Origin of the sequence: Weissella confusa (assembly GCA_041871065.1) — a bacterium.
Taxonomy (GTDB): domain Bacteria; phylum Bacillota; class Bacilli; order Lactobacillales; family Lactobacillaceae; genus Weissella; species Weissella confusa_A.
Genome location: CP168942.1, coordinates 1,810,472 through 1,830,554, shown reverse-complemented (window position 1 = coordinate 1,830,554; position 20,083 = coordinate 1,810,472). Strand labels below are relative to the sequence as shown.

Here is a 20,083-nt window from a genome sequence, read left to right as displayed (position 1 = left end):
TATTATGTAGATATAATAAGTTGAGAAGTTAGATTGCAACCACAAACAGGAGGGGTTGAGATGGAGAACACGCCATACTTGACGACGGACTTACCGTCAAATCAATCCGTATTAAATGGAAAATTACAAGCAAAATTAAACTACATTGGTGATATTCAAACTGCTGTGGCAGAGGGGAATGATCGCCGCGTTTATGAATTACTAGATAGCCAAAAGTACAACACGCAAATCCGCCAAGCACCACAAGCCGAGTCAAATCGTGCTTTGTCAGTTTTGGTTGATGATATGCAAGATGAGTTGAGTCACCATTTGGGACAAAAGTTGATTGCGTACCTATCAGAAAAGTTCCCCTTCTTTTACTATGAAGAGTCACAACTTGGCGTCTTCCAACTGTTCTTTGGAAACTGGTGGGATCGTCGCCACTTCGGTATTTTGGATCCACTATCAGTAAAGTTCATTTTTAACGATGAAGAATACGAAAAGTTGGCTCGTGCCGTTGAATTGGCTGAGTCAGGCCAACGTTTTAATGCGCAAGTTATTGAAGATACGACGCGTGCTAATGAAGCCTTGCAAAAGATTGTTAACGACCAAAATGCCCGTGATGCCGAGCGTACACAATTGATGGCGCAATTGGCTGCCACAGAAGAACGTAGCGGTTTGTTTAACAAGAGTGCCCAAGCAGAGCAACGCGAAGTTTTGCGTAGCCGTTTGGCACAATTGGACGCTGCTGATGCGAAGGCTGCGACGGTTCCTGATTTGATTGCTGAGAACAATGCGCAAATCTTGAACTACTCAAAGGAAGATACGATTTTGATTTATGAGCAACGTGCGATTAATGATGCATTTGGCTCATTTACTGATTTCCAAAATGCCGTCGGCTCATTGTATGTAGACTATGTCTCATCATTGGTTGCCGAACAGGGAGGTGAGTAAGCATGACAGAACACCTACGTGAACGCGTTGTTTCATACGTTGATTTGTTGAGTGATGATATTGGTCAAATTCAACAAACCTTAGCGCAAGTTCGTGAGCTTGCTGAAACGAACGATCCAAAGAAAGTCCACTTGTTGGCACAACGCCTAACCAATGCGCACCTTGATACAGAATGGGTGACAGTACCACGTCAATATGCGAAGGCAGATTGGTACTTGATGGCGATGGATCGTTTCCTTTCATTTGCGGGGATGCCAGCCTATGATGTTTTGACGCCAGCTGAGCGTGAAGAGTTGACGTTGGTGATGACTGATTTGGATGTGCCAGCGACCTTTGAATTCGTTGTAAACGACGATAACAATGGTGGTGCTTACTTTGTTGAGCTAGGTACTGAGGCGCGTCTATTCTACTGGTCACTAGAACGTAAGCAAATTTTGTTTAACGCAGAAGCTATTACTGATTTGATGGTTGAAAACTTCCGTAAGAAGGCGACGGCAGCCCGCATTCGCACGCTAGCAACGTTGTTAACGGAATTTGGTCGTTACATGGAGCGCGAGTTCGGTTACCAAGTGGACTACAACATTCTTGAAACCCGCGATGATTTCTTGTATCCATTGGTACAAACTGAAATGCCAGCGGGAATGTTGGACCGTTTGTTTGTTTTGTCAGCTGATTCAGATTACTTCTTGCAAAGCATTCCAAATGGTGCTGGTTTGATGTTGGAGCACGGCGTTGAAGTCCGTATCTTCTATGTTAACGATGCAACGGCCATTGGGGCTCAACGTTGGCACTTCCAAGTCATCGATGGTCGTGATGCCATTTCATGGTTGGATGTCTTGCTGGATTATGACTTTATCGGTGCTTGGTATTTGACAGAACGCCGTTACTTGGCAATTGAGAGTGATGAACTTGTCTTTGGCTTGCAACGTGAAGGCTTGATTTCATATGGCACGCCAGTTGAAGCAGCTGCTGAATCAGTTGCCTCTGAAGCGCCACAAGTCGAAGTGCTACAACCACAAGCATCAGACGAGGCGGAATAATGACGATGGATATTGCAGGTTACTTGCGTGAAGCACGCGAGTCATATCGCGCAGTTGTGGCTGATTGGGAAAATCCAATCGGACCTAAGGATGTCTTGCTGAATGATTATTTGAACCTAGATGTATCAATGAGTGCCTTGATGCGCCGTGTTGAAGCTATCAACAACGACGTGCCACATAATGCAGTGGACGCTAGCAATAGTGAAGTGAAGGCACTGTACGCAACGGCTTTCGCCCAATTCTTGTTGATTAGTTTGAAGCAACAATGGACGCACTTGATGGTGCTTGAGGATGAGGATTTAGCCAAGTTTGCGCGTTTCCCGCAAATGCGTTTGGCCCACCAATTTATTGGGATTAAGACCATGTTGCTAAATTCATATCATCAAAAGCGTCAAGCGGATTTTTCACATGCCTGGCGTTCATTTTTGAAGCTCGGTCTAGTCGAACTAAAATTGACGCAGGATGAAATCGATCAAGAAGTTCGTGCGGTTTTGGATGCTTCTGACCTTGATTCACCAGCGTTTTAAACGTACAATAGATGAGTTGGTAAAAGATGCCAACTCATCTTTTTTTGCAGCTGTAGCACAACTGGATAGTGCACTCGGTTTCTACCCGAGCGGTTGTGGGTTCGAGTCCCACCAGCTGCATGAAAAACTTTTGAAGTCCTCCACGATTTGTGGGGGATTTTATTGTATTTAGTTAGAACTTGTTTTATAATTATCTACGTTGTGTTTGTGGAATCCACAAACTGCAACCACTCGTGGTCTGTATTAAGTAGTTCCTCGGAGCTCGCGGACTCGGTGAGTCTAAGTTTTTTTTAGAAAAATATTTTATGGAGGTCTGCAAACTCATGGCAGCATATGCAATCATTGAGAACGGCGGAAAGCAATACAAGGTTTCTGCCGGTGACGTAATCTACGTCGAAAAGATGGACGCCGCTGAAGGAGACAAGGTCGTATTCGACAAGGTTGTCTTCGCTGACGGCAAGATCGGTGCACCTTACGTTGAAGGTGTTACTGTATCAGGTACTGTTGAGAAGCAAGGTAAGGAAAAGAAGGTTGTTACTTTCAAGTACAAGCCAAAGAAGCACTCACACAAGAAGCAAGGTCACCGTCAACCATACACTAAGGTTGTCATCGACTCTATTGCCTAAGACATCGGAAAGAAGAGGATTTAAATCATGCAATTGAATTTGAACAACTTGACGATGCTTGCCCACCACAAGGGAGGCGGATCTTCTGCCAACGGTCGTGACTCAGCAGGTCGTCGTCTAGGAACGAAGCGTGCTGATGGTCAAGACATCAAGGCTGGATCAATCATTTACCGTCAACGCGGTACGCACATCTACCCAGGTGTAAACGTTGGTCGTGGAAACGATGACACGTTGTACGCTTTGACTGATGGTGTCGTAAAGTTCGGTCGTTTGGGCCGTGACCGTCGCCAAGTATCAGTTGTTACTCGCGAAGAGTACAAGCAAATCATCGCTAAGTAATTTATTACTTAACTAAGATTTGAAATCAGTTTAATAGACTGTTAAAAGACAGCATTACGATTTAGGTCGTGATGCTGTCTTTTTTTGTTTGTTTAATATTACGGTTATGTTAATCAATTTTTGTGCATAGTTCATTCACAATGTGTGAAATGTATCACAAGTCAAATAAAGTAAAATCGATTAACGTATGTTCAGGGTATGTTGCTTGTATATTGTTTATCGTCCTATTCATATTTGGTAAGCATTTAGGCGGTTTGTCGAAAAACATAACACATGGTATAAATAACGGTGTTAGAAAGCGCTTTCAAAATTACTATTAATTGAAATGATTTATGTTTAGGAGTATTGATATGACCCAGCAACTCACGCACGAAGAAGCCCGCCGCCAAGCTAAGGTGATTGTCGACCAAATGACGATCGATGAAAAGATTGGCCAAATTAAGTATGAAGCCCCAGCCATTGACCGTTTGAACATTCCGGAATACAACTACTGGAACGAAGCGTTGCACGGTGTAGCGCGTGCTGGTGTGGCGACGGTTTTCCCACAAGCAATCGGACTTGCAGCAACGTTTGATGATCACTTGATTAATGAAATTGCCGATGTCATTGGAACGGAAGGACGTGCAAAGTATAACGAATTTACGAAGCATGAAGACCGTGACATCTACAAGGGATTGACGTTCTGGTCTCCTAACGTGAACATTTTCCGTGACCCACGTTGGGGTCGTGGTCACGAAACGTATGGTGAAGATCCATTCTTGACGTCAAAGTTTGGCGTGGCATTCATCAAGGGATTGCAAGGACAAGCGAAGTACTTGAAGTTGGCTGCAACGGCAAAGCACTTTGCTGTTCACTCAGGTCCGGAAGGTTTGCGTCACGGATTTGATGCCGTTGTGTCAGACAAGGACTTGTATGAGACATACTTGCCAGCTTTCAAGGCCGCCGTTGAAGAGGCTGATGTTGAAAGTATCATGACAGCGTATAACGCAGTTGATGGCGTACCAGCCTCAGTTAGCGAAATGTTGTTGAAGGACATTTTGCATGATAAGTGGTCATTCGAAGGACACGTTGTCTCAGACTACATGGCCCCAGAAGATGTGCATGAAAACCACAAGTATACGAAGGATGCCGCTGAAACGATGGGCTTGGCCATCAAGGCAGGATTGAACTTGGTCGCTGGACATATTGAACAATCTTTGCATGAGGCATTGGATCGTGATTTGGTAACTGAAGAAGAGATTACCAATGCGGTGATTTCACTGTACGCAACGCGCGTTCGTCTAGGAATGTTTGCAAATGATAATGAGTATGATGCTATTCCATACGAAGCGAACGATACAAAAGCACACAATAATTTGTCAGAACTTGCGGCTGAGAAGTCATTTGTTTTGTTGAAGAATGATGGTGTTTTGCCACTTCGCAAGGAAACGATGGAAGCGATCGCCGTTGTTGGGCCAAATGCGCACTCAGAAATCGCTTTGTTGGGTAACTACTTCGGGACACCATCACGTTCATACACTATCTTGGAAGGTATTCAAGAGCGCCTTGGCGACGACGTACGTGTCCACTACAGCATTGGGTCAGGATTGTTCCAAGACCACGCCGCTGAGCCATTGGCCAAGGCTGATGAGCGCGAATCAGAAGCGGTTATTGCGGCTGAGCACTCAGATGTCATTGTGGCAGTCTTGGGACTTGATTCAACGATTGAAGGCGAAGAAGGTGATGCTGGTAACTCACAAGGTGCTGGTGATAAGCCAAACTTGTCATTGCCAGGTCGTCAACGTCAATTGTTGGAGCGCTTGCTGGCCGTTGGTAAGCCTGTGGTTGTTCTATTGGCTTCAGGATCATCATTGCAATTGGATGGTTTGGAAAACCACCCTAACTTGCGCGCCACTATGCAAATTTGGTACCCAGGTGCTCGTGGTGGATTGGCTGTTGCGGACGTCTTGTTTGGTGCGGTGAGCCCTTCAGGAAAGTTGCCTGTAACGTTCTACAAGAATACAGATAACTTGCCAGCCTTCGAAGATTACAACATGGCAGGACGCACATACCGTTGCATGGCGGATGAGGCATTGTATCCATTTGGTTATGGTTTGACGTACTCATCAGTTGCGTTGTCAGATTTGCAAGTGAAGCCATATGAAGATACGGCAACGGTGACGGCAACGATTCAAAACATCGGTAATTTTGACACGGATGAAGTGGTTCAAGTATACGTGAAGGATTTGGAATCAGAATTCGCGGTGCCAAACGCACAGTTGAAGGGATTCAAGCGCGTTTACTTGGGGAAGGGAGCGAAGCAAACAATCACGTTTGATTTGCGTCCACAAGACTTTGAAGTGTTTGATGCGCAAGGACGTAACTTTATTGATAGTGACCGTTTTGAAATCTCAGTTGGTGTTAGCCAACCAGATGCGCGCTCAATCGCGTTGACGGGTGTGCAACCATTGCAAACTGAGTTGAGCTTGGCAGGTAGTCAAACGACACATTAATGAATATTGCAATCGAAAGGCCACACATAGTTGTGTGGCCTTTTTGTGTTTATAGAAATATTGAATCTTGGTGGAGACCGTTACAATTAAGCTTCCTATGGTAAAATTGTAATTAACAAAAACGAGAAAAACGGAGATGAGGGGTCATGGAAGAAACGCCATATTATAAGACAGAGACTGGTAACTTGGCCGACGAATTGCAAGGTGATTTGCAAAAGAAGCAAGCCTTTTTGACCAAGTTTGAAGAGGCGATTATGGCTGGGGATGATCGTCAAATTTTTGAGATGATTGATGCACGTCGATACAATATGACAGTGCATGATGCCGCTGGTGCAGATAACAACCGTGTGTTAGCTGCGCTTGTTGACGATTTGCGCCCTAAGATTAGCCACCACGTTGCTAAGAACTTGATTACTTATTTGTCAGAGAAGTTCCCATTCTTCTTCTATGAAGAAACGGAAGTTGGGGTATTCCACTTGTTCTTCGGCGACTGGTGGGACCGTCGTGAATTTGGTGTGCTTGATCCGTTTTCAGTCACATTCATTTTCAACATGGCAGCTTTTGAATTGTTGAAGAAGTCAGTTGCATTATCGAAGACTGACGAAACGGTCCACGCAACTGAGCGTGCTGAAATCGAGCGCCTTTTGGCTGGCATGCGTGAAACAGTTGCTGGTCAACCTGACCGTGACAAAGAACGCGCTGAGTTGGAAAAGAAGAAGGCTGAGCTTGAAAACAAGAAGGGCTTGTTCAAGCGCAATGGTGATGAGTTAGCTGAATTGCAAGTTAAGTTGGATGCATTGGATGCAACCGATAAGAAGGCAGCTGACTTGCCAATGTTAATCGCTAAGAACGAGGAGCAATTGTTGTCACTTGAAAAGGAAGAATCTGTCTTGGCGTACGAACAACACGCCATCGAAGAAACTTTCGGTGATTTTGAGACGTTTGCAGCGAAGGCGGAGTCACTATATGCTGACTACGTTAAGTCATTGGCTGGTGTAGAAGAAACAGCCAAGCCAACAACTAAGAAGAGTAAAGGGAAGTAACATTACATGCTTAGGGAATTACATGACCGTGTAACGGGGTACACGGCACAATTGCAAGCGGACCTTGACCGTGTGCAAACAATGATTACTAACGTGCACGATTTGTCAGAATCAAACGAACCAGCGCAAGTACATGGTTTGTTGTTGGCGTTGAACCAACGATTGCTTGATGATAAGTGGGTACAAGTGCCACGTCAGTATGGTTTGGCTGACATTTACATGTTGGCGATGAATCGTTTCATGGAGTTTGCCAAGTCAGATGCATACACAATTTTGATGTCTGATGATAGTGAAGAATTGACGCTTCGAGTGAAGGGTTTGGAGACACCAGTCACATTCCGATTTGTCTTGGGCACACAAGGTGGCGCTTATTTGGTAGAGCAACGTACTGGTGAACAGGTGGCTTTCTGGCTACCTGAACAACGCCAATTGTTGTTTAACTCAGAAGCGTTGACCAACTTGCTTGTCGTTGATTTGCGTGAAAAGGAAGCCTCAACGGCGGTACGCAAGATTGCAGCGATGCTATTGGTCTTTGGTCGATACATGGAACAAACGCTTGGTTACTCAGTTGACTACAACATTTTGGAAACAGCTGATAATTATATTTACCAACTCATTCCGAGTTACGTACCAGACCGTTTGTTGGATCGCCTGTTTGTTCACTCGGCGCACAGTGGTTACTACTTGAAGCGCACGATAAACGGGGCTGCGATGGTTGTTAAGAACAACATTGAAGTCCGTATCTTGCAACTGCAAGGGGTCTGGCATCTACAAGTGGTTGATGGCCATGACGCGGCCTCATGGTTGGATACGTTGGTTGAGTTTGATTTCTTGGCTAGCTGGTATTTGGAAATGCGTGACTACATTGAAGTTGCGTCAAATCCAAAGGTTTTTAAGCTAGAACACCAAGGTGTGAAGGCGCAACCGTTGGAAGCGACAGTTGCAATGGTCGAAGTTTTGCAACCACAACAATAAGTTTATGAAAGTCGAACCTGTGGTGGGTTCGGCTTTTTTGGTATCCAAACCCTTTTGCACTCACTTTTCGTCAGTGGTGTTATGATTGTTGTCGGATAAAATGAAGTGGAGGTGACGAGATATGATGAATCGTGGCCGGATGAGTCCTTCTGAAATGAAGGCTTATCTAAAAGAATCAGATACAACATTGACGGAGATGCTTAAGTTTGTTTTTGGTAGCGTCTTAAAGCGTAAGTCATTGTTAGTGTTAAACATGGTGTTGTTGCTTATTATTGCAGGCTTGAACTTCATCGTGCCACAATTTACGCAACGTGTGATTGACCATGCAGTGGCGCTGAAAAGTGTTCCTGCCTTGACTGTACAAGTGTCACTATTGTTGGTCACAACGTTGGCTTTGGGTGTTGTGTCGTTTATTTCGACTTATTTGATGCAGGTGTTGTCACAACGGTCGATTACCGACCTGCGTTTGCAGACGTACAACCGCATCTTGAAGCAAGACTATGATTATTTTCAAAGTGCTAAGACTGGCGATTTGATGGTTCGCCTAACCAGCGACATCAGCAGCCTACAAAACTTGATTAGTTCAGATAGCTTTGGCATTATCGGTAATATTTTTACGTTCGTGGCTGTCTTGACGTTCTTGTTCATTCAAGATTGGCAGCTAGCATTGTTGGTTAGCATCACGTTCCCAGTGCTGTTTGTGACAATTCGCTTCTTTCGTGCACGCATTCGTGAAGCGTACACCAAGGTTCGTGCAACAAGTTCACAGATTTCAAATCAACTGCAAGGGACAATTACTGAAATTGAGTTGATTAAGAGCTATACGACGGAAGATGAAGAGACACGGCGCTTTAAGGATATTGTTGAGGAACAAAATACGTATCAACTCGAAGCAACCCGTTGGCAGGCGATTTTCCAGCCATTGGTTAACTTCATTAATACGATTGGGACAGCGATTGTGCTGGCGTTTGGTGGCTTGTTAGTTATTCAGGGGCACTTAACTGTGGGTGAATTGGTTGCCTACTTGAGTTATTTGGCTTTGCTACAAGACCCAATCCGTTCATTCTCACGTTTGTTGAACATGCTACAAACGGCTCAAGTCTCGTATGATCGCACCAAGGACATTATGGGTGCGGTTGAAACGATTAAGAACTCAGATGACCCACAGCCATTCCCAAGTCCTTTGCAGAAGGGGATTGAATTGGAGAACGTGACATTTAGTTACGATTTGGAGCGTGTGGCGTCATTGAATGGCATTAATTTAATGATTCCAGCTGGTAAGACAACCGCGCTAGTTGGCCGTTCAGGTGCCGGAAAGTCAACGCTAATTCGTTTGCTGACACGTTTCTATGAGCGTACAGGTGGCGAAATCCGCTTTGACGATATGAAGATTGAAGATATCGACATTCGCAATTTGCGTCAGCACATTTCAATTGTTAGCCAAGATGTCACAATTGTTGATGGCACGATTGCGGACAACATTCGCTATGGTTCTGGGGATGTCAGTGATGAGCGTCTCTGGGATGCAGCTGAACGTGCAGCGGTAGCCGACTTTATTCGTGGCTTGCCGGATGGCATGAATACCACCGTTGGTGAACGTGGTGTCAAGTTGTCTGGCGGTCAAAAGCAACGGTTGTCAATTGCCCGCGCGTTGGTTAAGGATGCTGAAATAGTTATCTTGGATGAGGCGACGGCAGCATTGGATAATGAATCCGAAAAGATTATTCAACACGCCTTGGATAATTTGATGACGCACAAGACAACAATTGTGATTGCTCACCGTTTGAGTACGGTCCACAATGCTGATCAAATTGTGGTATTGAATGATGGTCGAATTGTCGAGCGCGGGACGCACGATGAGTTGTTGGCACAAGGTGGCACATACAAGACGTTGTACGATGCACAATTCGAATAGTTTGTTTAGAGGGATACTACGGTATGCCTCTTTTTTGCTAATAAAAAACTCGTTTCTATCATGGGAGTGACAGAAACGAGTTAGTATGCAGCGTTCGATTTGAAAGGTAAATGCTGTGTTACCAGCAAAAGTTGTGAGATTAATTGTGAGAAATCGATGCGATAAATCTGCATACTAATAGTATACTATGGACTTTGTTAAAAGCGTAACAAGTTAAATTAACACGCCATTGAAATGTGGCTCATATATGGGACAAACGAGTGCTATACTAATAGAACAGAAGTGAGGTATAAGCATGAGTTTTCCATCTGAAAAACAACTCCGTGATCGATTTGCGCAAGCTGAAAATGCCGTTTATTTTGCAACAGCGGATAAGCGTGCACGCTATTATGGTTTCGGAATTGCAGAAGAATTAATTGGGGCATCATTCGAAGAAGTCGCAGACTGGGCGAAGCAACAGCGCTATCTGGTCTTTGGTGGATTTGCATTCGATGACCAAAACGTAACAGAGAGCCAACTAATGAATGGCTATTTTGTGTTGCCAGCGGTATTGTACGACATCACGGATCAATACTTGTGGGGACGTGAGACGAATCCGTTTGGCGCACCTTATCGCCAAGACGCAGTTGCAATTACAGCAACGACGGATGAAATGGATTGGCCTGAACGCGTGAACGATGCCATTCGGGATATGGCTAATAATGAGGCGCACCAAAAGGTTGTGCTTGGTCGTCAACGCCAAGTAACGTTATCTGGTCACTTGAATTTGGCTCAGTTGTTGGCGGATTTGGCAGATCAGCAACCGAACAGTTATCACATGGTGATCAAGCGTGGGGATGAGGTGTTTATTTCAGCGACGCCTGAACGCTTGGCTAAAGTGAACCGTGGACAATTCGAGACGGCCGGTGTGGCTGGCACAATTCGTCGTGGCACGACGGATGCTGAAGATGAACAGCTAGCGGATGAACTGTTGCATGATGCGAAGAATTTGCAAGAGCACGCGTATGTCGTTGACACAATTGTTGACCGCCTCGCTGACGTGGCTGACTTAACTTTGCCAGATGGCCCACAAATTATGAAGAACCCGCAAGTACAACATTTGTACACACCAATTGCTGGAAAGTTACGTGATGCTAACACGGTGCTGGCGTTGGCAGAGCGCTTGCATCCAACCCCAGCCCTTGGTGGTAAGCCAGTTGACTGGGCTATGGCAACAATTGCGCAAATTGAACGTCAACCGCGTGGCTTATTTGCTGGCCCGGTTGGTGTTGTGAAGCCAAATGGGGACGGTGAAATGATTGTCGGCATTCGCTCAATGTGGGTGACTGGCACGCAAGCCAATCTCTTTGCCGGTGCGGGTATTTTGGCCGATTCAAATGCGGATTCAGAATATGCTGAAACTGGGTTGAAGATGCAACCAATGATGAACTTACTAGAAGGACAAGTTAAATGAATGAAATTTTGACCCGAAACATTAAGCACTTATTGACCAGCTTGGTTATCCAAGGTGTACATGACTTCGTGGTATCACCAGGTTCACGTACGACGCCGTTCGCTTTGTTGCTTGCTGAAATGCAAGTTGTTCGTGATGACGTCCGTGTGACGGTGGATGTGGATGAGCGCTCAGCAGCTTTCTTTGCGCTCGGAATGGCCAAGGCAATGCACAAGCCAGTAGCTTTGTTAGCGACATCAGGAACGGCAACGGCCAATTACTTGCCAGCAATCATGGAAGCGCACATTTCACACGTGCCCTTGATTGCGTTGACGACTGATCGACCAGAAGAGTTACAAGAAATTGGCGCGCCGCAAACGGTCAACCAAGCTAATATGTATGGCGACAACACAAAGGCATTTAGTGCGTTGCAAATGCAAGATGACCACACTGATGTGACAGCGTACATCGATTACCATGTCCAACAACTGGTTGCTACGGCGACGACTGCACCAGCTGGACCAGTTCAAATTAACTTGCCATTACGTAAGCCGTTGATGCCTGATTTAGGCGAAGCGTGGCCAACCGTGACTGAACAAATCATTACGGTTGGCACGATGCGTGCTGACGAAGCGACTGTTGCAATGCTTGCGAACAAGCTGCGCGATGAAAAGGCACTGCTATTAGTGGGACCTGATGAGACGGGGTGGCAAGCTGAAAAGTTTGCAACCTTGGCTGAGCACTTCCAAACGCCGATGTTGGCAGATGTCTTGAGTAACGTGCGTCCAAGTGACGCAGCTATTAATGGTATTGATGCTTTGCTTGAAGCTGGTGCGCTTGATGACGCACTCGTACCTGATGTCGCTGTTCGCTTTGGTGGGACACCAGTTTCAGCCCGTGTTGTTGCTTGGCTACGTGACAAGCAGGTACAGGTGATTCAAGTCGGGGTTAACCATGCTGGTCACGACCACTCGCGCCAAACAACGACAACGTTGGCCGTTGATGAAATGGCCTTGGTCGATGATTTGTTGGCGACCGATGGACGTACTGAGAACGATTACCTCACACAATGGCAAACGGTTAAGCAAACGCTGGCAACAGCAATTGCAACGACTGCAATGTCTGAAGTTGCCTTGCCTGGTGTGATGGCGGCTGTTCCAGCTGATAGCCAAGTATTCATAGCGAATTCAATGCCAATTCGTGACATGGATAACTACTTTATGCCAGCTGCGAATGTGCATGTGATGGCAAACCGTGGGGCTAACGGCATTGATGGGACAGTCTCATCGGCCTTTGGTATGGCGATGAACGGCAAGCCAACGACATTCTTGACGGGTGATTTGACGCTCTTCCATGATATGAATGGGTTGATGATGGCTCATCAAGCCAACTTGGCGATGACGATTGTGGTTGTTAATAACAATGGTGGTGGGATCTTCTCGTTCTTGCCCCAAGCAGCGGCAAAGGATTACTTCGAGCCGATGTTCGGTACACCGTTGGCTTTGTCGGTTGAGAAGATTGCTGCCCTTTACGATGCGGACTATCACTTGGCAACGTCACAAGATGATTTGCGTGAGTTGCTTGCACAACCTGCAACATCACTTCGTTTGATTGAAGTGCAAAGTACGCGTGTGCAAAACGTTGCCGAACACGATGCGGTGTTGGCCAAGATTCGTGAGGCGTTCAATGGATAAGCTGGTACTGGTAAACGATTATCCCTATCACGTGCGTATTGAAGGTGATGGTGCACCAACGTGGTTATTTTTCCACGGATTCATGGGGAGCTTTGCGGATTACGAACAAGTGCAACCGGTTGGTACGCGCATTTACTTGGACCTATTAGGGTTCAGTGGGCAAACGCCGATTGTGTCAGCAGAGCGCTTTGATGCAACTAACCAAGCCCTTGATATCGTGGCCATCTTAGATACATTGGGTGTTGATAAGGTGAACTTGGTGGGCTATTCAATGGGCGCACGTCTAGCGTTGGCCTTTGCAAACCAATTTCCTGAACGACTCCAGCGGTTGTTCCTAGAAAGCGGGACGGCGGGGATTGCAGATCAAACTGACCGTGAAGCACGTGTGGCAAGTGATGAGCAAAAGGCTGATCGAATTGAGCGCGATGGTATGGATGCCTTTGTCGCTGACTGGGAAAAGCTGCCACTCTTCGCGAGTCAGCAAAATGCGTCCGCTGAACAACAAGCGTTTATGCACGAGCAACGCGTTAACCAAACGGCGACCAACGTGGCCAATTCGTTGCGCGGTTTTGGTACTGGCGCTATGCCTAACTATTGGCCAGAGTTGGCTAATTTGCAGGTGCCGGTGGTGCTAATTACTGGTAGTGATGATGCTAAGTTTACGGTGATTAACGACCGAATGGCTGAAGCACTGCCGAGTGTTGCACGCGTAGCGGTTGCCAATGCTGGACACAATGTTCATTTTGAACAACCCACTACGGTAACGAACATACTAATGGAGTATGCCGACGATGCGGATTGAACAAATCGAACTACGCCCATTGACGTTGCGCTTGACCCAACCATTTAAAACCGCCCATGACGTGACATATGATCGACCTCTAACGTTGATTGCTATAACGGCGGATGGTGTGACTGGGTATGGGGATGTGCAATCGTTTATCGATCGTAGCTATGCCCCAGAGTCACAAGCTGAGTCGCTTGCTGAAATCGAACGCCTTGTGCCTATGCTGTTAGGCGAAGATTTTGCAACGCCGGTAGATATGGCCAATTGGTTAGCTGCGCATTCAAACCTGTCATTTGCGAAAGCTGGTCTTGAAATGGCCTTTTATGATGCTTATGGCAAAGCGACGCACCAATCGTTTCAACAAATGATTGGTGGTACGGTATCTGAAATTGCGGTGGGGATTGCGATAGGCATTGCGGATACTGAGATGGCATTGATGACGTCAGTCGAGAATGCTGTGAACCAAGGCTACCGACGGATTAAGTTGAAGATTGATTCGCAAACGGATTTAGAAATGTTAAAAACAGTCATTAGTCAATTTCCGAATCAGCAATTTTCAGTTGATGCCAATGCGTCATGGCAACCAACTGATTTTGCTCGACTCCAGCAATTGGAAGGGGCGGGCATTTTCATGATTGAGCAACCATTTGCAACTAACGCATGGCAGGCGCATCAAGAAGCACAAGCTAAGTTGCAAATGCACATTAGTTTGGATGAATCCTTGAATGATTTAGCTGATGTAGAGCGTGCGTTAGCCGATCAAACGGCGGACGCGTTTACAATCAAGCAAGCAAAAATCGGTGGGATTACAGCTGCAAAAACGGCCATCGAGCTGTCGCTAGCCGATAATAAACTGCCTTGGCTTGGCGGTATGCTAAGTTCTGGTTTAGGACGCGCGGTTGATGCGGCATTAGCCAGCTTGCCGGGAGCTAATGTGATTCCTAGCGATAATTCGCAGGCGGACCGTTACTTTGAGCAGGATATTATTTTGCATGCGCCAGTGTTAGATGCGGGTCAGTTACCAGTGCCGACTGCACCAGGAATCGGTGTGACACTCGATTGGGACGCAATTAACAGTTTGCAAGCTCAACCAACGAAAATATTTAGAGCATAAGATTAAGCAGTTACTCAATTGAGTGACTGTTTTTTTGATTGCGCGAAAAGACAACACTTATCAGCAGTGACAGGTGGGATTTGCTATAATGGAAGCATTAAGAAAACGAGGAAAATAATCATGAACACACGAATTGAAAATGTCCGTCGCTTGTTCGAACCATTGGGAATTGATGGTTTGATCATCGCCAACGGCACAAACATGCGTTACTTGACTGGCTTCGAAGGCGGAACTGGGGATGGCTTGGTTTTGATTGGTCGTGAAAACGCCGCTTTGATTACCGATGCCCGTTACGAAGAAGAATACCGCGAACGCCTAGATGAGGGTGTTCAATTGTTGGTTACCCGTGACTACTGGGGTGTTGCGATGGCAGCAGCCAAGCGTTTTAAGATTGAAAACTTGGGCTTCGAAGATACGTTGCCATTCCGTGACTTCGATTACTTGGATGAAAACTTTGTCGGCGTTGATATCGCGCCCGTACCAGCTTTGCTTGAGGCAATTCGCGAAGTGAAGGATACTGATGAATTGGCTAAGTTGCGTCGTTCAGCTGAGGTTGCCGTTGAAGCGTTCAACGAGATGATTCCACAATTGCACATTGGTATGACGGAACGTCAAGTGGCCAACTTGCTTGATCGTATCATCAAGGAGAAGGGTGCTGATAAGCCATCATTCGACACGATTGTCGCATCTGGTTACCGTGGTGCTTTGCCTCACGGAACATACTCAGATAAGGCTATCAAAGCTGGTGACTTGGTGACAATTGACTTTGGTTACTTTGTTGATGGGTACACGTCAGACATTACACGTACGTTGGCATTTGGTGAGTTGGATGACGAGTCAAAAACTATTTATGATGTTGTCCTAAAGGCGCAACGTGCCACAATTGATGCCGTAAAGCCAGGTGTTGCAGATTCAGATTTGGATAAGGTTGCCCGCGACATTATCACAGAAGCCGGTTACGGTAAGGAATACAACCACTCAACGGGTCACGGTATTGGTTTGGACATTCACGAAGGCCCTGTTTTGTCAGCAAGTTCACCTGCCGAAGACATCGTTCGCGAAGGCATGTTGTTGACGATTGAGCCTGGTATTTACGTCGCTGGTAAGGGTGGCGTACGTATCGAAGATGATGTGATTGTCACGGCTGACGGATTCGAGAATTTGACGGCGGGCATTCCAACTGACTTGATTGTGATTGATAAGTAAGATGGCATTAGAATACGTTGTTTATTATCGCGGTAATTTAGCAGCTGGGTTCGATTACATCTATGCCAAGCAGACTGACCAGCACGCTTTTTATTTGCGTGTGCCGGCTGAAATGAAGACGTTTGCTGAAATTACGGATGCAACGTTTGATTTTTCACGCACGAATGCAGATGAAATCATGACTGATGATAAGCGTCGTCCGTTTGCGTCAATGTGGCAAGATGTCTCGTTCCAATGGCCAAATATTGAACGTCGACTAATGGAAATTTTGCCAACTTGGCAACCGGAATATCGTGGGGTTGTGACTGACAAAACTGATGAATGGGGTGTTCGCGTCAAGTTTACCGAGCAACCAGATGAATTACGTTTTGTTGGGTATAATGATTTTCCGACAGATTTTGAGTTATTTGAGAAGTGGATTAAGAGTTATGAAGGCGGTCGACTCCGCTAATTGAGAGGCGAGAGAAATGGAATTTTTTACTTCAGATACGCATTTCTTCCATGAGGAACTATTGCAAAGCAACAATTTTGCACCACGTCCATTCGACTTTTTGGCCGATGAACACCCTGCAATGATTAAGGCATGGAATGATCGTGTCGGGGAAACAGACACCGTGTACCACTTGGGTGATATTGCGATGGTCAATCATGTGCGACCTGCGCGTAAGGGTCACGAAATGATTGCTGAAATTTTGGAACAACTGAATGGACACATTGTGATTATCAAGGGAAACCACGACTCACGTGCATTGTTCAAGTACTTGGCTGCCCACAACCCAGTGTTGTCTGATGGTAAGCCAAAGTATGAATTTGAGGATGTTGGTCGCATTATCAAAGCGAACCACCACCAATTTTTCTTGACGCACTACCCAATGATGTTTGGCCAAACGCCAAGCAGCATTAACTTACACGGTCACATTCACCACACAATGGTACCAATTCCTGAAAACATCAACGTTGGTGTGGACAGTACTGATTTGGATTACCTGATGGCAGATGAGCGTCCGGTCTGGAGTACGCCACTCAATTTCAATGAGATTGAGACGATTATTCAACGCAAGCACGATGATTTTGCAAAGCGGAGGTAAAACGTATGCAGGATAATATTTCAATTTTGCATACGAACGACATCCACTCGCATTTGGAGCACTGGCCACAAATCCGACGTTATTTGCAAACACAAAAGCGTCATTTGATTCGTGAAGGTCGCAGTGTGTTGACCTTCGATATTGGGGATGCATTAGACCGTCAACACCCGCTAACGGAAGCGACGATGGGGCAAGCCAATGTCGCTTTGTTAAATGAAATTGGTTATGACGCAGTCACGATTGGTAATAATGAAGGACTGGGCTTGGCACATGATGATATGAACCATCTTTATGACCATGCCAATTTCCCAGTTGTGCTCGGTAATATTACGGACCGCCAGACTGGTGAAGTACCAGACTGGGCGGTGACGCATAAAATCATTACAACACCTAAGGGCACACGTGTTGGGGTGCTTGGTTTGACGGCACCATTCATTTTGACGTTCCCATTGTTGGGCTGGATGCCTGAAAAGGTGACGGATGCACTTGATCGACTTGTGCCAGAACTAACTGACCAAGTTGATTTTATTGTGTTGCTCTCACACCTAGGTTTGCCAACTGATCGTTATTTGGCAACGCATTATCCTGATTTAAACGTCATCATTGGCGCACACACGCACCACTTGTTGGCGAATGGTGAGCAGCATGGTGACACTATGCTAGCTGCTGCGGGTCGTTATGGTGACCATATTGGTCGCATCGATTTAACGATTGAAGATAGACATATTTCAGCCGTGCAGGCCACGACAGTCGTGACGGATGATTTGCCAACGTTGCCAGAAGATCTCGTCGAAATTGCAGGTTATCAAACGAGTGGTGAACAACAGCTCGCTAAGCGTGTGGTTGCTGAATTACCAACCACTTACACGAATGGTATTCAGGGTGAACATCGCTTGATTGACCTCGGCCTAGCAGCATTGAAGGAACGCACGCACACGGATATTGCGATGCTTTCAACGGGCTTGTTTTTGACGGACTTGCCAGCCGGTATCGTAACGGCCAATGATTTGCATGCGTTGCTACCACACGCAGTGCACCCAATGCGTTCAACGTTGAAGGGACGCGATTTGTGGCGCTTGGCACATGAAGTTGAGAAGAACCGCAACTTCCTTCGACCTAACCGGCTACGAGGCATGGGCTTCCGTGGCGATACGTGGGGCGAGGTGGTTTGGTCTGGCTTGCGAATTGATTCGGATGGGGATGTGTTTATTCACGACCAGCCGATTGATTTAGACGCAACGTATACCATTGGCGCACTGGATCATTACATGTTTATTCCGTACTTCCCAACTTTGGAAATAGCGGGACAGAACGTGATGTCATATGATACAGTAATTCGAGAGGACTTTGCGGCATATCTTGCCGAAACGTTTTTACCAAATAAAGAAGAAAATTAATTAGGAAGGAGGCAAAACATGGATCGCGAACGCATGAAAGAACTTGCTGAAGAGCAATTTATGAAGCGACAAGAAGCCACGACAATTACGGCCGGTGAAGATAATATTATTTTCATTAATGAACGTAGTTACCGTTTGGTCGAAGATTATCGTGAAGCATACAATCAGCAAAAAATGGCGGCACGATTTAGCGACTTCCTAGAAAAGTATGATTTTCTGGTTGGTGACATCGCGGCTGATCAGCTACGTTTGCGTGGCTTTTACAAGGATGGCACGGCCGGTATTGCCCGTAGCAATCAAATTTCTGCACTACAAGATTACTTATATGAAGAAGTAAACTTTGGTGCACCATACTTTGTGCTTGAAAACCTTGAGCCACATGATGTACCTGAAGCTGAAGAAGAGCCGAATACGGCGCACCGCAAGCGTCGTCGTCAACGTCGTTCAACTGGCAATGGCGGTACTAACCCAAATGGTGGTCACCACAAGCCAAAGCCAAAGACGGCAGCGATTGCTGAGACAACTAAGCCAGCGCCAGGTAACGGCAAGGCTAAGCATGTAAAGGAACGCGCGAACACGGTTGAAACGAAGGGGCGTAAGAAGCGTCGTCGTTTCCAAATCCGTGAACGCCAAACAACGACTGAAAAGGGATAAGGAAATTAATTGATGACTTACGCAGGATATTTTATTGACTTAGATGGCACTATTTACCAAGGAACCAAGCAGTTTCCAGCTGGTAAGCGTTTCATCGAGCGCCTTGCTGCGTCTGATTCGCAATATTTGTTTGTCACGAATAATTCAACGAAGACACCAGCCGAAGTTGCTGAAAATCTAACGAAGAATCACGACATCCCAACGACGGCCGACCAAGTCTACACAAGTGCAATGGCAACCGCCGACTACTTGGCAACGTTGCCAAATGTGAAGCGTGTCTTGATGATTGGTGAAATTGGGTTGCGTACGGCCTTGGAAGCTAAGGGTTTTGAGCTGGTTAGCGAAGCGCCAGCTGATGCCGTTGCGATTGGGTTGGACCGTGAAATCAACTATGAAAAGTTGGTCCAAGCAACGTTGGCCATTCAAAATGGGGCCGCTTTTGTTGCGACGAACGTTGATACGAACTTGCCTAATGAACGTGGAATGTTGCCAGGTGCTGGTACGTTGGTTGCCGCGTTGCGTACGGCTGTTCAAAAGGAGCCGGTAGTTGTTGGAAAGCCAGAAACCATTATCATGAATGGTGCTTTGGAACTAACGGGACTAACGGCAGATCAAGTTGTGATGGTTGGTGACAACTACAACACGGATATTCGTGCCGGTTTGAATGCTGGCATCGATACGTTGTTGGTTTACACCGGTGTTTCTACAAAGGAACAAGTTGCTCAAGAAGCACAACAACCAACTCATGAAGTCGATTCATTAGATGATTGGACAATTTAATCTGATTAAAAAGCGAGCATTTTTGCTCGCTTTTTTTGTAC

At 46.1% G+C, this 20,083-nt stretch carries 19 protein-coding genes, 1 tRNA gene and 1 other annotated feature; all 20 genes read left to right on the top strand.

From position 1 onward, the window contains the following. The first annotated feature begins 60 nt into the window (after positions 1-60). The 20 genes from ACAW68_08870 (at position 61) to ACAW68_08775 (ending at position 20,042) form a co-directional block, all read left to right on the top strand. Positions 61-933 carry a hypothetical protein gene (locus ACAW68_08870; protein XGA15568.1) on the top strand — a complete coding sequence of 291 codons (873 nt, stop codon included), beginning with the start codon at positions 61-63 and terminating at the stop codon, positions 931-933. A 2-nt stretch (positions 934-935) separates the two neighbouring features. After that, a complete protein-coding gene (locus ACAW68_08865) occupies positions 936-1,973 on the top strand; it encodes a hypothetical protein (GenBank protein ID XGA15567.1) in 1,038 nt (345 codons plus the stop codon). Further along, positions 1,973-2,500 (top strand): dUTPase, encoded by a 528-nt coding sequence (locus tag ACAW68_08860; GenBank protein XGA15566.1) that lies wholly within the window; start codon positions 1,973-1,975, stop codon positions 2,498-2,500. Before ACAW68_08865 ends, ACAW68_08860 begins: the two co-directional genes overlap by 1 nt. 46 nt (positions 2,501-2,546) lie before the next feature. Continuing rightward, a tRNA-Arg gene (locus ACAW68_08855) sits at positions 2,547-2,620 on the top strand. 95 nt (positions 2,621-2,715) lie between these two features. Continuing rightward, positions 2,716-2,791: a sequence feature (ribosomal protein L21 leader region), on the top strand. 32 nt (positions 2,792-2,823) lie between these two features. Further along, positions 2,824-3,126, top strand: coding sequence for a 50S ribosomal protein L21 (gene rplU / locus ACAW68_08850; protein ID XGA15565.1), 303 nt, complete (start codon positions 2,824-2,826; stop codon positions 3,124-3,126). Positions 3,127-3,153: 27 nt separating this feature from the next. Then, complete coding sequence (rpmA, locus tag ACAW68_08845; protein XGA15564.1) at positions 3,154-3,465, top strand: 50S ribosomal protein L27; 312 nt, start codon at positions 3,154-3,156, stop codon at positions 3,463-3,465. A 350-nt stretch (positions 3,466-3,815) separates the two neighbouring features. Next, positions 3,816-5,957, top strand: a complete 2,142-nt coding sequence (locus ACAW68_08840; GenBank protein ID XGA15563.1) for a glycoside hydrolase family 3 C-terminal domain-containing protein — start codon at positions 3,816-3,818, stop codon at positions 5,955-5,957. A gap of 146 nt (positions 5,958-6,103) precedes the next feature. Then, the gene (locus ACAW68_08835; protein XGA15562.1) at positions 6,104-7,000 is read left to right on the top strand and encodes a hypothetical protein; all 897 of its coding nucleotides are present in this window, start codon (positions 6,104-6,106) and stop codon (positions 6,998-7,000) included. 6 nt (positions 7,001-7,006) lie between these two features. Beyond that, complete coding sequence (locus ACAW68_08830; GenBank protein XGA15561.1) at positions 7,007-7,975, top strand: hypothetical protein; 969 nt, start codon at positions 7,007-7,009, stop codon at positions 7,973-7,975. Between the two features lie 121 nt (positions 7,976-8,096). Beyond that, positions 8,097-9,890 carry an ABC transporter ATP-binding protein gene (locus ACAW68_08825; protein ID XGA15560.1) on the top strand — a complete coding sequence of 598 codons (1,794 nt, stop codon included), beginning with the start codon at positions 8,097-8,099 and terminating at the stop codon, positions 9,888-9,890. A gap of 295 nt (positions 9,891-10,185) precedes the next feature. Next, complete coding sequence (locus tag ACAW68_08820; protein ID XGA15559.1) at positions 10,186-11,343, top strand: isochorismate synthase MenF; 1,158 nt, start codon at positions 10,186-10,188, stop codon at positions 11,341-11,343. After that, on the top strand, positions 11,340-13,016 hold the full coding sequence (gene menD, locus ACAW68_08815; GenBank protein XGA15558.1) for a 2-succinyl-5-enolpyruvyl-6-hydroxy-3-cyclohexene-1-carboxylic-acid synthase: 1,677 nt from the start codon (positions 11,340-11,342) through the stop codon (positions 13,014-13,016). Before ACAW68_08820 ends, menD begins: the two co-directional genes overlap by 4 nt. Beyond that, complete coding sequence (gene menH / locus ACAW68_08810) at positions 13,009-13,818, top strand: 2-succinyl-6-hydroxy-2,4-cyclohexadiene-1-carboxylate synthase (protein ID XGA15557.1); 810 nt, start codon at positions 13,009-13,011, stop codon at positions 13,816-13,818. Before menD ends, menH begins: the two co-directional genes overlap by 8 nt. After that, positions 13,808-14,917 (top strand): o-succinylbenzoate synthase, encoded by a 1,110-nt coding sequence (menC, locus tag ACAW68_08805; GenBank protein ID XGA15556.1) that lies wholly within the window; start codon positions 13,808-13,810, stop codon positions 14,915-14,917. Before menH ends, menC begins: the two co-directional genes overlap by 11 nt. A 120-nt stretch (positions 14,918-15,037) precedes the next feature. After that, positions 15,038-16,123, top strand: coding sequence for a M24 family metallopeptidase (locus ACAW68_08800; GenBank protein ID XGA15555.1), 1,086 nt, complete (start codon positions 15,038-15,040; stop codon positions 16,121-16,123). Position 16,124: 1 nt separating this feature from the next. After that, a complete protein-coding gene (locus ACAW68_08795; protein XGA15554.1) occupies positions 16,125-16,574 on the top strand; it encodes a phosphoesterase in 450 nt (149 codons plus the stop codon). A 16-nt stretch (positions 16,575-16,590) separates the two neighbouring features. Further along, the gene (locus ACAW68_08790; GenBank protein ID XGA15553.1) at positions 16,591-17,211 is read left to right on the top strand and encodes a metallophosphoesterase family protein; all 621 of its coding nucleotides are present in this window, start codon (positions 16,591-16,593) and stop codon (positions 17,209-17,211) included. Between the two features lie 5 nt (positions 17,212-17,216). Next, the gene (locus ACAW68_08785; protein ID XGA15552.1) at positions 17,217-18,608 is read left to right on the top strand and encodes a bifunctional UDP-sugar hydrolase/5'-nucleotidase; all 1,392 of its coding nucleotides are present in this window, start codon (positions 17,217-17,219) and stop codon (positions 18,606-18,608) included. A gap of 18 nt (positions 18,609-18,626) precedes the next feature. Further along, a complete protein-coding gene (locus ACAW68_08780; GenBank protein ID XGA15551.1) occupies positions 18,627-19,262 on the top strand; it encodes a YutD family protein in 636 nt (211 codons plus the stop codon). 12 nt (positions 19,263-19,274) lie between these two features. Continuing rightward, positions 19,275-20,042 carry a TIGR01457 family HAD-type hydrolase gene (locus tag ACAW68_08775; protein XGA15550.1) on the top strand — a complete coding sequence of 256 codons (768 nt, stop codon included), beginning with the start codon at positions 19,275-19,277 and terminating at the stop codon, positions 20,040-20,042. Positions 20,043-20,083 lie beyond the last annotated feature (41 nt).

What these genes read in the sequence shown, in the direction of transcription:
- ACAW68_08870 (XGA15568.1), top strand. Translation starts at nt 61, where the DNA reads ATGGAGAACACGCCATACTTGACGACGGACTTACCGTCAAATCAATCC.
- ACAW68_08865 (XGA15567.1), top strand. Translation starts at nt 936, where the DNA reads ATGACAGAACACCTACGTGAACGCGTTGTTTCATACGTTGATTTGTTG.
- ACAW68_08860 (XGA15566.1), top strand. Translation starts at nt 1,973, where the DNA reads ATGACGATGGATATTGCAGGTTACTTGCGTGAAGCACGCGAGTCATAT.
- rplU (XGA15565.1), top strand. Translation starts at nt 2,824, where the DNA reads ATGGCAGCATATGCAATCATTGAGAACGGCGGAAAGCAATACAAGGTT.
- rpmA (XGA15564.1), top strand. Translation starts at nt 3,154, where the DNA reads ATGCAATTGAATTTGAACAACTTGACGATGCTTGCCCACCACAAGGGA.
- ACAW68_08840 (XGA15563.1), top strand. Translation starts at nt 3,816, where the DNA reads ATGACCCAGCAACTCACGCACGAAGAAGCCCGCCGCCAAGCTAAGGTG.
- ACAW68_08835 (XGA15562.1), top strand. Translation starts at nt 6,104, where the DNA reads ATGGAAGAAACGCCATATTATAAGACAGAGACTGGTAACTTGGCCGAC.
- ACAW68_08830 (XGA15561.1), top strand. Translation starts at nt 7,007, where the DNA reads ATGCTTAGGGAATTACATGACCGTGTAACGGGGTACACGGCACAATTG.
- ACAW68_08825 (XGA15560.1), top strand. Translation starts at nt 8,097, where the DNA reads ATGATGAATCGTGGCCGGATGAGTCCTTCTGAAATGAAGGCTTATCTA.
- ACAW68_08820 (XGA15559.1), top strand. Translation starts at nt 10,186, where the DNA reads ATGAGTTTTCCATCTGAAAAACAACTCCGTGATCGATTTGCGCAAGCT.
- menD (XGA15558.1), top strand. Translation starts at nt 11,340, where the DNA reads ATGAATGAAATTTTGACCCGAAACATTAAGCACTTATTGACCAGCTTG.
- menH (XGA15557.1), top strand. Translation starts at nt 13,009, where the DNA reads ATGGATAAGCTGGTACTGGTAAACGATTATCCCTATCACGTGCGTATT.
- menC (XGA15556.1), top strand. Translation starts at nt 13,808, where the DNA reads ATGCGGATTGAACAAATCGAACTACGCCCATTGACGTTGCGCTTGACC.
- ACAW68_08800 (XGA15555.1), top strand. Translation starts at nt 15,038, where the DNA reads ATGAACACACGAATTGAAAATGTCCGTCGCTTGTTCGAACCATTGGGA.
- ACAW68_08795 (XGA15554.1), top strand. Translation starts at nt 16,125, where the DNA reads ATGGCATTAGAATACGTTGTTTATTATCGCGGTAATTTAGCAGCTGGG.
- ACAW68_08790 (XGA15553.1), top strand. Translation starts at nt 16,591, where the DNA reads ATGGAATTTTTTACTTCAGATACGCATTTCTTCCATGAGGAACTATTG.
- ACAW68_08785 (XGA15552.1), top strand. Translation starts at nt 17,217, where the DNA reads ATGCAGGATAATATTTCAATTTTGCATACGAACGACATCCACTCGCAT.
- ACAW68_08780 (XGA15551.1), top strand. Translation starts at nt 18,627, where the DNA reads ATGGATCGCGAACGCATGAAAGAACTTGCTGAAGAGCAATTTATGAAG.
- ACAW68_08775 (XGA15550.1), top strand. Translation starts at nt 19,275, where the DNA reads ATGACTTACGCAGGATATTTTATTGACTTAGATGGCACTATTTACCAA.